Genomic DNA, 1,024 nt, shown 5'->3' with positions numbered 1-1,024 from the left:
ATCATTTCCTTGCGCTCCCCAACAGTCCCGCTTTGGCGAGCGCGCCGGCTAAAAAGATCCTATGAGGGCGGGACGCGCCGTTTGGGTAGCCTGACCGCATTCACGTTTTGCGGGAGACTTATTCATGGACCATCACCATACTATCCAACCGAAGACATTTGTCGCCATTGAGCTGAGCAAGCGCAGCTGGGTCATTGGGATCGCCAAGCCTGATCGGGACAAGCCCTCCATTTATCGACTGTCTGGAGGCGATACGCTGGGTTTGCTCATCCGGTTGCAACGAACGTCAAGCGCTGAGGATATGGTTCTCTGTTTCGAGGCCGGCCATGATGGATTTTGGTTGGCGCGATTTCTGCAGGCAGAAGGTTACGACGTCCGTGTCCTTGATCCGGCGAGCCTTCAAGTCAATCGCCGGGCAAGGCGGGTTAAGACAGACCGCATTGATGCGTTGGCCATGCTTCGCGCGTTGGCCGCTGTATACCGGGGTGAAAGACAAGTTTGCGCACAGGTTCGCGTTTTGAGTGTGGAGGAAGAAGACGCTCGCCGGTCACATCGCGAGCGCGACAGGCTCATCCATGAGAGAACCGCCCACGTAAATCGCATAAAGGGCCTACTGTTCGCGCAAGGCATCCGGGATGTAGAACCGCGTCTGCGACGCGCATGTGTAGACTTCAAAGAACTCCGAACGGCAGAGGGGCACTCGATTCCGCCGCGGCTACTCGCCGAACTGGAACGGGAATACGCACGACTGGTCATGGTCGAGGATCAACTGCGCATAGTGGAGAAAGAACGGGACATGGCCGATGCGCAATCGCCTGTCGTCGAACAGAAACGTCTCGATCTTTGTCGGCTGCAGGGTATTGGCGGTGCTGCTTCCGCTATCCTTGCCCGGGAGGTCTTCGCCCGGTCATTCTCGTCGCGTCGGCACCTCGCATCGTATCTGGGCCTGACGCCGAGCGCTTATGATAGTGGCACCGTGACGAAGTGCCAGGGCATCTCCAAGGCGGGAAATTCTTGGGCGAGG

General features: G+C 57.9%; 1 protein-coding gene. It reads left to right on the top strand.

What is annotated here, in order from left to right:
- Positions 1-124: 124 nt before the first annotated feature.
- On the top strand, positions 125-1,024 hold a 900-nt coding region (locus F0155_RS23175), incomplete at its 3' end, for an IS110 family RNA-guided transposase (protein WP_150526928.1).

The organism is Roseibium sediminis, from assembly GCF_008711325.1.
GTDB lineage: Bacteria > Pseudomonadota > Alphaproteobacteria > Rhizobiales > Stappiaceae > Roseibium > Roseibium sediminis.
Note: the sequence above shows the minus strand (reverse complement) of the source record. Positions and strands in the feature narration are given on the sequence as shown.